At 69.3% G+C, this 9,251-nt stretch carries 8 protein-coding genes and 1 pseudogene; 7 read left to right on the forward strand and 2 right to left on the reverse strand.

From position 1 onward, the window contains the following. Both E8A12_RS14495 and E8A12_RS14500 read right to left on the reverse strand, forming a co-directional pair. Window positions 1-203, reverse strand: a 203-nt coding sequence (locus tag E8A12_RS14495) for a creatininase family protein (RefSeq protein WP_293369987.1), incomplete at its 3' end; no start/stop codon positions are given. 53 nt (window positions 204-256) lie between these two features. Beyond that, window positions 257-754 carry a hypothetical protein gene (locus tag E8A12_RS14500; RefSeq protein WP_293369989.1) on the reverse strand — a complete coding sequence of 166 codons (498 nt, stop codon included), beginning with the start codon at window positions 752-754 and terminating at the stop codon, window positions 257-259. 111 nt (window positions 755-865) lie between these two features. Here E8A12_RS14500 and acs point away from each other — a divergent pair. The 7 genes and pseudogenes from acs to E8A12_RS14535 all read left to right on the forward strand — a co-directional run. Continuing rightward, window positions 866-2,797, forward strand: a pseudogene (gene acs, locus E8A12_RS14505) (acetate--CoA ligase); the annotation flags it as partial. Between the two features lie 66 nt (window positions 2,798-2,863). Then, window positions 2,864-3,193: a hypothetical protein gene (locus tag E8A12_RS14510; RefSeq protein ID WP_293370005.1), complete on the forward strand. Its 330-nt coding sequence runs from the start codon at window positions 2,864-2,866 to the stop codon at window positions 3,191-3,193. A 23-nt stretch (window positions 3,194-3,216) separates the two neighbouring features. After that, window positions 3,217-3,789 (forward strand): SRPBCC family protein, encoded by a 573-nt coding sequence (locus E8A12_RS14515; protein ID WP_293369992.1) that lies wholly within the window; start codon window positions 3,217-3,219, stop codon window positions 3,787-3,789. 10 nt (window positions 3,790-3,799) lie between these two features. Continuing rightward, the gene (locus E8A12_RS14520; RefSeq protein WP_293369995.1) at window positions 3,800-4,774 is read left to right on the forward strand and encodes a small ribosomal subunit Rsm22 family protein; all 975 of its coding nucleotides are present in this window, start codon (window positions 3,800-3,802) and stop codon (window positions 4,772-4,774) included. A gap of 23 nt (window positions 4,775-4,797) precedes the next feature. Continuing rightward, window positions 4,798-5,781, forward strand: coding sequence for an NADP-dependent oxidoreductase (locus E8A12_RS14525; protein ID WP_293369997.1), 984 nt, complete (start codon window positions 4,798-4,800; stop codon window positions 5,779-5,781). Between the two features lie 89 nt (window positions 5,782-5,870). After that, window positions 5,871-8,687: a pitrilysin family protein gene (locus E8A12_RS14530; protein ID WP_293370000.1), complete on the forward strand. Its 2,817-nt coding sequence runs from the start codon at window positions 5,871-5,873 to the stop codon at window positions 8,685-8,687. Between the two features lie 13 nt (window positions 8,688-8,700). Beyond that, on the forward strand, window positions 8,701-9,198 hold the full coding sequence (locus tag E8A12_RS14535; protein ID WP_293370002.1) for an FAD-dependent oxidoreductase: 498 nt from the start codon (window positions 8,701-8,703) through the stop codon (window positions 9,196-9,198). Window positions 9,199-9,251: the final 53 nt, after the last annotated feature.

The following is a 9,251-nucleotide window of genomic DNA, read 5'->3' on the forward strand; positions in this document are numbered from 1 at the left end:
ATGCCGATGTTGAAGGTGGGCGCGACCAGCAGGTCGGGATGCTGCCGCTGCGCCTCGTGGGCGATGATCTCCGGGCAGAGCCAGTCGGTGCCGAGCAGGCCCGTGGGCCCGTGCTGCTCGTTGGAGCCGATGGGGATCACCACCGTCCTGGAGCGTTTCAGGTGGTCCTCGATCTCTTGCCAGGTCGAGAGGTGCAGCAGCATGGGGGCCTCATGGTCGGGAGATGATCCCGCATAGGCGCTTGGGAGCCTGGAGGCTAGGGCGCCCCGGTGAGCGCATTGGCGGCGACAGCGCGCGCCGGCATGCCCACAAGCCGCCAGACCCCGTCCCGTTTGGCGAAATCGAGCAGGCATTTCTTCGTCGCCGCCTGCTCCAGGCAGACGTGGCTGAGGTCGCGGACCTTCATACGGGGAACCACCTGCGCCGGGGTTGGCGCGGGCGGCCAGTTGGGCGCTGTCTGGGCCGCGGCCAGGCGCACGGCCTGTGGGCTGATCATCCGGTCCAGGGCGAACTCCGAGGCGCCGCCGTCCACGTCCATACCCGCCGCCTTGCCCATCTCCGCCAGCTGGTCGCGCAGGTCGCCCTGCAGGGCGGCGCGGTCGATGCCCTTTTCGAAAGCGGCGAGGTCGTCCTTCTGCACGACGGCGAGGAAGCCGGCGATCGCCTTCGACGCGTCGCTGCGCTCGCCCAGGCCGCAGGCGCCGAGCATGAGGGCCAGCGCCGAGACCCCCGTCACGATTCCTCGGGATTGCATGGGCGGACCATGGCGGGCGCCGCCGTTTCGGGCAAGCGTGGCCGCGGCAGTTGTTGCGCCCAGGGGGCCTGTCCGCATACTCCACTGAAAACCGTCTTCGGGAGTGCTCAGGTGTCCGACAACGAGGTCTTTCCGGTTCCCGAGGCCTGGGCGAAGAACGCCCTGATGAACGCTGCGGCCTATGACGCCGCCGTCGCCCGAGTGGAGAGCGATCCGGTCGGCTACTGGACCGACGTCGGCAAGCGCCTCGACTGGATCCAGCCGTTCACTGAGGTGAAGGACGTCTCCTTCGATGCGAAGGACTTCCGCGTGCGCTGGTACGCCGACGGGACCTTGAACGTCTCGGCCAACTGCATCGACCGGCATCTGCCGGAACGCGCCGACCAGACGGCGATTATCTGGGAAAGCGACGACGGGCAGGTCTCCGACGAGATCACCTACGGCCAGCTGCATTCCGAAGTCTGCCGGATGGCCAATGTGCTGAAGGCCAAGGGCGTCAAGAAGGGCGACCGGGTCACGATCTACCTGCCGATGATTCCGCAGGCGGCCTACGCCATGCTGGCCTGCGCGCGGATCGGGGCGATCCACTCGGTGATCTTCGGCGGCTTTTCCCCCGACTCGATCGCCGGGCGCATCCAGGACTGCGACTCCAGGATCATCATCACCGCCGACGAGGGCCTGCGCGGCGGCAAGCCGGTGCCGTTGAAGAAGAACGTCGACGAGGCGCTGACCTCCTGCCCGGGGGTGACCGACGTGATCGTCGTCCGGCGCACCAAGGCCGACGTACCGATGATCGCCGGCCGCGACGTCTTCTATTCGGAGATCAAGGCCACGGTCTCGGACCAGTGCGATCCCGAGCCGATGAACGCCGAAGACCCGCTGTTCATCCTCTACACCTCCGGCTCGACGGGGAAGCCCAAGGGAGTCCTGCACACCACTGGCGGCTATCTGACCTGGGCAAGCCACACCCATGAGCTGGTGTTCGACTATCGGCCGGGCGAGGTCTTCTGGTGCACCGCCGACGTGGGTTGGGTGACCGGCCACAGCTATGTGGTCTACGGCCCACTGGCCAATGCGGCGACCACGGTGATGTTCGAGGGCGTGCCGAACTACCCCACCTCATCGCGGTTCTGGGAGGTCTGCGACAAGCACAAGGTGGAGATCTTCTACACCGCGCCCACTGCGATCCGCGCCCTGATGCGCGAGGGCGACGGGCCGGTGACGCGCACCTCGCGCAGCACCATCCGGCTCCTCGGCACGGTGGGCGAGCCGATCAATCCCGAGGCCTGGCTCTGGTATCACCGCGTGGTCGGCGAGGGCCGTTGCCCGATCGTCGACACCTGGTGGCAGACCGAGACCGGCGCCTGCCTGATGACCCCGTTGCCGGGCGCCACGGCGCTCAAGCCCGGGTCGTGCGCCAAGCCGCTGCCCGGCGTGAAGCCGCAGCTGGTGGACGCCGATGGCAAGGTGCTGGTGGGCGCGATCAGCGGCAACCTCTGCCTGACCGACAGCTGGCCCGGCCAGATGCGCACCGTCTATGGCGACCACGACCGCTTCATCACTACCTATTTCACCACCTATCCCGGCAAGTACTTCACCGGCGACGGGGCCCGGCGCGACGAGGACGGCTACTACTGGATCACCGGCCGGGTGGATGACGTGATCAACGTTTCAGGGCATCGGCTGGGCACCGCGGAGATCGAGTCGGCCCTGGTGGCCGATCCGAAGGTCGCCGAGGCCGCAGTCGTCGGCTATCCGCACGAGATCAAGGGCCAGGGCATCTATTGCTTCGTCACGCTGAAGGCCGACGTTGAGGTGACCGCCAGCCTGGAGCCGGAGCTGAAGAACTGGGTGCGCCGCGAAATCGGCCCCTTCGCGTCACCGGACGTAATCCAGTTCGCGCCGGGCCTGCCGAAGACCCGCTCGGGCAAGATCATGCGCCGCATCCTGCGCAAGGTGGCCGAGGGCGACATCGCCAACCTGGGCGACACCTCGACGCTCGCCGACCCCAGCGTGGTCGAAGACCTGGTGCGCAACCGCGCCGATGACGGGGCGCCGGACATCATCGCGCTCCCCACCGGCAAGCTCGACGCCGACGAGATCGAGCGCGTGCTGGAAAGCCATGACGATGTGGCCGAGGCCGCCTGCGTCGGCGCCGCCGACGGCGTCCACGCCTTCGTGGTCGCCGCCCCGGGCGCGCGGGTCACCGATGTGTTGGCGGCCGACCTGAAGGGCCTGGTCCGCCGCGAGATCGGCGCGGCGGCAGTTCCCCAGAGCGTGCGCTTCCTCTCCGCCCTGCCGCGCGCCAAGTCCGGATCCGTGGCGCGGCGCATCCTGCGCAAGGTCGCGGCCGGCGATCTTTCGAACCTCGGCGACCCAACCGCGCTGGCTGATCCCAAGGTCCTGGACGAGCTGCTGAAGGCGCCGGCGAGCGCGTGAAGCGCGTCCGGCGGGCTGGCGCGATGCGGCGCATCCTGCTTATCGCTGCCCTGACAGCCGCCGGCCCGGCCGCCGCTGCCGACCTGCCGGAGCGGGCGCTGGCGGCCCTCGGGCACGGCCGGCCGTTCGTCGAGGTGACGCCGGGTCCCGACGGCTCGTCCGGGGTGATCCTGGCCGCCATCGACGTCGCGGCGCCACAGGCGGCGGTCTGGAGCGTGATGACCGATTGCGACCTCGCGCCGAAGATGGTGGCCAATCTGAAAAGCTGCCGGATCCTGAAGCAGGATCCGCAGGGGCGCTGGGACGTCCGCGAGGAGATTACGCGGATGACCTTCACCCCCTCGGTGCGCACGGTCTACCGGGAGGACTTCGACCCGCCGCACGGCAAGGTTTTCCACCGCACCGACGGCGACCTGAAGATGCTGGAGGGCGAGTGGCGGCTGGCCCAGCACGGCGACCAGGTGCGGGTGACCTACGAGGCTCACGTCGCCGCGCCCTTCGCCGTGCCGGGCTGGGTGGCGCGCATCGCCCTGCGCCACGACGTGCCCATGGCGCTGCTGGCGCTGCGCCGCGAGGCCATGGCCAGAACGCCGTGAAAGGGGCGCCATGACCCCCGATCTGCCCGCCGCCCTGCGCGCAGCCCTGGATCGCGCCCTGGAAGGCGTACCGCGCAAGGGTCTGGCCGAGCGCGCCGCGCGGACCTCGGAAGCCTACCGCGCCGGCAAACCCTCGTCCGCCGTGATCCACGAGGCCGAGGATGCCCTGGCCTATGCGCTGACCCGTCTGCCCGCCACCTATGCCGCTTGCGCCAGCGTCTTCGCGGAGGCCGCGCGCAGGGCGCCGGGCTTCGTCCCAACGATCCTGCTCGACGCCGGCGCAGGAACTGGCGCGGCGAGTTGGGCGGCGAGTGAGATTTGGCCGACGTTAGCATCGCTCACATGGCTCGACGCCAGCGCGCCATTCCTGGCTCTGGCGGCGCAGCTTGCGGCGGCCGCGCCACCCGCCCTCAGGACCGCCGGCGCGCGTCGCATCGACCTGACCTCTGCGGGTCCGTTGCCCAAGGCCGACCTCGTCGTGGCCAGCTATGCGCTCGCCGAGATCGCCCCAGACAAGCAAGATTCGACAATCAGCGAACTATGGAGCGCAAGCGAGGGCATCCTCGTACTTGTCGAGCCCGGCACGCCGGCCGGCTACGCCCGGATTCTGGCGGCGCGGACGGCCTTGATCGCCGCCGGTGCGACGATCCTGGCGCCCTGCCCGCACAAGGCCGCCTGTCCGCTGACCGGATCCGACTGGTGCCACTTCAGCGTGCGCCTGCCCCGCAGTCGCGACCACCGCCTGGCGAAGGGCGCCGAGGCGCCGTTCGAGGACGAGCGGTTCAGCTACCTGATCGCCGCGCGGCCGGGGATCGTCTTCGAGTCGCCGCGGCCTCGCGTCCTGGCGCCGCCGCGCGTGACCAAGCCCGGCATCGCGCTGAAGCTCTGCGGGGGCGACGGCCAGATCGAGCAGCGCCTGGTCCCCAGGCGCGACAAGCCTGCCTACGCGGTTGCGCGGCGGCTCGACTGGGGCGACACCCTCTAGCTCGCATCTACGGAGAGCCGACCATGCCCACGAGCCGCGAGATCCATCTGGTGAAACGCCCCAGCGGGGCGCCGGCGGCGGCGGATTTCGCCCTGGTCGAGCGCGAGGTGGCCGACGCCGCCGACGGTCAGGTTCTGGTGCAGAACCTGCTGATGTCGGTGGACCCGGCCATGCGACCGCGGCTCACCGCCGGCCAGGCACTGGACGAGGCGATGATGGGCGGCGCGCTCGGCCGGGTGGTGCAATCGAAGACCGACGCCTTCGCGGTCGGCGACCTGGTCAACAACCGGCTGGGCTTCCGCGAGTACTTCACCTCGGACGGCAAGGGACTCAACAAGCTCTCGCCCGACCCCGACCTGCCGCTCACCGTCCACATGCATGCGCTGGGCGGCACCGGGTTCACCGCCTATGGCGGCCTGCTGCACATCGGCCAGCTGAAGGATGGCGAGCAGGTGTTCGTCTCAACCGCCGGCGGCGCGGTGGGCTCCGTCGCCGCCCAGATCGCCAAGATCAAGGGTTGCTATGTGGTGGGGTCCACCGGCTCGGACGACAAGGCAGCCTGGCTGCGCGACACGGTCGGGCTGGACGCGGTGATCAACTACAAGAAGCAGCCGATCCGCGAGGCCTTGGAAGGGGCCACGCCCAAGGGGATCGACGTCTATTTCGACAATGTGGGCGGCGACCATCTGGAGGCCGCGCTCCGGCGCATGAACACGCTTGGGCGGATTCCCGTCTGCGGCTTCATCTCCGGCTACAACTCCGGCCATTCCAATGTCTCGAACCTCTCCAACATCATCTATTCGCGGGTGATGCTGCGCGGCTTCGTGGCGCCGGACTTCATGCACCTCTACGTCGATTTCCAGCGCGAGATGGCCGGCTGGCTGAAGGACGGGAGGGTCAAGTACCTGGAGACGGTGCGCGACGGCATTGCCGCCGCGCCAGCCGCCCTGATCGGCCTTATGGCCGGCGAGAACGCCGGCAAGATGCTGGTGCGCCTGGCTGAGTGACCCACGCCAGGAACGGATGACCAAGCCGTAAGCTTTCCCAGCCGAGCGCCGGTGCTAAGGATGGCGGCTGCTCAATTCCGGAAGCGCCCATGCACCGCAAGATCCTCAGCCTCCTCGCCCTCGGCTTGACCTTGGCCTTCGCTGCGCCGGCCGTCGCCGCGCCCAGCCAGGTGCCGCCGATCGTCTATCATCAGCGCACTCTGGCCAACGGTCTGCAGGTCTATGCGTCGCTCGACCGCACGACGCCGAACGTCACGGTCCAGGTCTGGTACGGCGTGGGGTCGAAGGACGATCCGGCGGGGCGCTCGGGCTTCGCCCACCTCTTCGAACACATGATGTTCAAGGCCACCAAGGACCTGCCGGCCGAGAGCTTCGACCGGCTCACCGAGGACGTGGGCGGCCTGAACAACGCCTCCACCGCCGACGACTACACCAACTACTACGAGGTGGTGCCGGCCAGTCACCTGGAGCGGCTGATCTGGGCCGAGTCCGAGCGGATGGGTTCGCTGGTCATCGACGACGCCAACTTCAAATCCGAACGTGACGTGGTGAAGGAGGAGCTGCGCCAGCGGGTGCTGGCCTCGCCCTACGGCCGCCTCTTCAGCCTCTATCTGCCGCAGGCGACCTATACGACCCACCCCTATCATCGTCCCGGTATCGGCTCGATCGAGGAGCTGGACGCGGCGACCATCGACGACGTGCGCGCCTTTCACGAGGCCTACTACCGCCCCGACAACGCGGCCGTGATCGTGGTCGGCAATTTCGACGAGGCGCAGTTGAACGCCTGGATCGACAAGTACCTGGGCCCGCTGAAAGACCCGGCCCAGCCGATCAAGCGGGTGACCGCGGTCGAGCCGCGCCGCACCAAGCCCGGCGTCTACGAAGGCTATGGCCCCAATGTACCGCTGCCGGCGGTGGCGATCACCTGGCTGGGCGCCAAGGCCTCAGACCCCGACGCGCCGGCGCTGAAAATGCTCGACCAGATCCTCTCGGGGGGAAAGTCGTCCAGGCTCTACGACAGCCTGGTCTATGAAAAGCAGATCGCCGCGGAGATATATTCCAACGCCGACCTGCCGGCCCAGCCGGGCAATTTCGCGGTCGGCGCCATTATGGCCTCCGGCCACAGTCTGGCGGAAGGCGAGGCCGCCCTTCTGGCCCAGGTGCAGCGGCTCCGCGATGCGCCGCCGAGCCAGGCCGAACTCGAGACCGCCAAGGCCCAGCTGATCACCGGCAAGCTGCGCGAACGCGAGACCATCGATGGCCGCGGCTTCGCGCTCGGCTACGCCCTGCGCATCGATGGCGATGCCGCGAAGGCCAATACCGAACTCGCCGAGTTGCAGGCTGTCACCGCCGGCGACGTGCAGCGGGTGGCCAAGAAATACCTCGATCCGCAGACCCGCATGACCATCAACTACCGGCCGGAAAGCGCGCGGCCCAAGGGCGAGACGGCGCCGACGCCGCCGGCCCCGCCGAAGATGGTGACCGCCTACACCGGGCCGGTCGTCACCCTGGCCCCGGAAGGCCAGCGCCAGGCGCCGCCGCCGATCGGCCAGCCCATCGCCCCTGTGCTGCCCAAGCCCATCGAGAAGACCCTGGCCAATGGACTGCGGGTGGTGGTGGCGCATTCATCCGACCTGCCGCTGGTCACCGCCGACCTGACCATCAAGACCGGCGGCTGGGCTGATCCGCCGGGTCTTTCGGGCGTCGCCGGCACGGCCGCCGACATGTTGACCGAAGGAACCAAGACCCGATCAGCCCGCGTTATCGCCAGCCAGACTGAGGCCCTGGGCGCGAATCTGGAGTCTTCAGCCAGCCTGGAAGCCAGCTCGGTCACCCTGAACATGATGCCGGACAGGCTCGACGCCGGCATGGCGATCATGGCCGACGTGGCCACGCATCCGGCCTTCGCGGCGGACGAGCTGGAGCGGCAGCGGGCACAGACCCTGGACGGCCTGCGCGTCGCCTATCAGGAGCCGGGTCAGGTGTCGGCCTACGCCGCCGCGCCCATCGTCTTTGGGGGCACCCCCTTCGGCCATGTGGCCACCGGCACCCCCGGGTCCATCGCCAGGCTGAAGCCGGCCGATCTGGCCGCGCTGCACGCCACCTGGTACCGGCCCGACAACGCCGTGCTGGTGCTGACCGGCGACATCACCCCCGAGCAGGGCTTCGCCCTCGCCGAAAAGGCCTACGGGGGCTGGACCAAGCCCGCCGCGCCCCTGCCGCCGCCGCCCGCCATCGCGCCGCAGGCCCGGCCCCGCGCCGTGGTCCTCGACCTGCCGGGCACCGGCCAGGCGGCGGTGAACCTGGCCAAGGTCGGCATTCCGCGGAGCGATCCGGACTACTATTCGGGCCTCGTGGCCAACACGCTCCTGGGCGGTGGCTATTCCTCGCGGCTGAACCTGGAGATCCGGGTGAAGCGGGGCCTCAGCTATGGGGCGTCGTCGAACCTCTCGGCGAACCGCACCACCGGCTCGTTCCGCGCGGCGGCCCAGACCAAGAACGAGACCGCGCCGCAGGTGCTGGACCTGATGGTCGAGCAGATGACAGCGCTCGGGACCACGCCGGCCAGCGCCGAGGAGCTGGGCGCGCGCAAGGCCAATCTGGTGGGCGGGTACGGCCGTCGGCTGGCGACCACCGGCGGTCTCGCCGATATCCTGGGCAACCTGGCGCTCTATGGCGTGCCGCTGGACGAGATCACCCGCTACACCAGTCGGGTGGAGGCGGTGACGCCGGCGCAGGTGCAGGCCTTCGCCGCCCGCGTGCTGGATCCGACCAAGGCCAGCGTGATCATCGCCGGCGACGCCAAGACCTTTGCCGCGGCGCTCAAGGCCAAGCGACCGGACCTGGAGGTGATCCCGGTCGAGAAGCTGGACCTGGACAGCCCGACCCTGATGATCCGACCCTGAGCGAGACCGGCCGATGCGCGACCGGTTCGATGCGGTGGTGATCGGCGCCGGGGCGGCCGGGATCGCGGCGCTCCGCCGGCTGGCGCAGGCCGGCGTCGACGCGGTGGCGCTGGAGGCCCGCGAGCGGGTCGGCGGGCGCGCCCACACGGTGATGACGTCAGCGGGCTTTCCCGTCGATTGCGGGGCGGGCTGGGTGCATTCGGCGGACGAGAACGCCCTGGCGGGGCCCATCGAGGAGGCCGGCTTCAGTCTCGACCGCACGCCGCCGCACTGGATGAAGCAGGCCTTCAATCAGGACTTCTCCGCGGCGGACCAGCGGGCCTACCGCGAGGTGTTCAACGCTCTGGACCGGCGGTTGGAGGCCGCAGCGAAGACCGGCGTCGACCGGCCGGCCTCGGATTTCTTCGAACCCGGAAGCCGCTGGAACCCGCTGTTGGACGCCTTCTCCAGCTACTATAACGGCGCCCATCGCCATGCGGCTCTATCGCGAGATGTTTCGTCCCAGCGATGATCTCGAAAAGCCGCACGCCTTGCTCACCGTAGGCGTCATCTGCGCCGACACCG

It is taken from the genome of Phenylobacterium sp., assembly GCF_004799395.1.
GTDB lineage: Bacteria > Pseudomonadota > Alphaproteobacteria > Caulobacterales > Caulobacteraceae > Phenylobacterium.

What these genes read in the sequence shown, in the direction of transcription:
- E8A12_RS14500 (WP_293369989.1), bottom strand. Translation starts at nt 754, where the DNA reads ATGCAATCCCGAGGAATCGTGACGGGGGTCTCGGCGCTGGCCCTCATG.
- E8A12_RS14515 (WP_293369992.1), top strand. Translation starts at nt 3,217, where the DNA reads ATGCGGCGCATCCTGCTTATCGCTGCCCTGACAGCCGCCGGCCCGGCC.
- E8A12_RS14520 (WP_293369995.1), top strand. Translation starts at nt 3,800, where the DNA reads ATGACCCCCGATCTGCCCGCCGCCCTGCGCGCAGCCCTGGATCGCGCC.
- E8A12_RS14525 (WP_293369997.1), top strand. Translation starts at nt 4,798, where the DNA reads ATGCCCACGAGCCGCGAGATCCATCTGGTGAAACGCCCCAGCGGGGCG.
- E8A12_RS14530 (WP_293370000.1), top strand. Translation starts at nt 5,871, where the DNA reads ATGCACCGCAAGATCCTCAGCCTCCTCGCCCTCGGCTTGACCTTGGCC.
- E8A12_RS14535 (WP_293370002.1), top strand. Translation starts at nt 8,701, where the DNA reads ATGCGCGACCGGTTCGATGCGGTGGTGATCGGCGCCGGGGCGGCCGGG.